At 51.5% G+C, this 266-nt stretch carries 2 tRNA genes; both read left to right on the plus strand.

The features are described from left to right. The first annotated feature begins 84 nt into the window (after positions 1-84). Positions 85-157 (plus strand) — tRNA-Val (locus tag SB658_RS24465). Positions 158-192: 35 nt separating this feature from the next. Further along, a tRNA-Thr gene (locus SB658_RS24470) sits at positions 193-265 on the plus strand. Position 266 lies beyond the last annotated feature (1 nt).

A 266-nucleotide genomic window follows, 5' to 3' on the forward strand; every position in this document is an offset into this window, starting at 1 on the left:
AAGCTCTTCAGCGCCGATGGTAGTCGGGGGTTTCCCCCTGTGAGAGTAGGACGCCGCCAAGCAATTGCACGTTAGTGCAAGTATGGAGGATTAGCTCAGCTGGGAGAGCATCTGCCTTACAAGCAGAGGGTCGGCGGTTCGAGCCCGTCATCCTCCATCATTTTTCATTATACATATCGGTTTTACATATATGCCGGTGTAGCTCAATTGGTAGAGCAACTGACTTGTAATCAGTAGGTTGGGGGTTCAAGTCCTCTTGCCGGCAC

The sequence above is a fragment of the Bacillus sp. SIMBA_008 genome (genome assembly GCF_046535495.1).
In the GTDB taxonomy this organism is placed as follows: Bacteria; Bacillota; Bacilli; order Bacillales; family Bacillaceae; genus Bacillus; species Bacillus subtilis.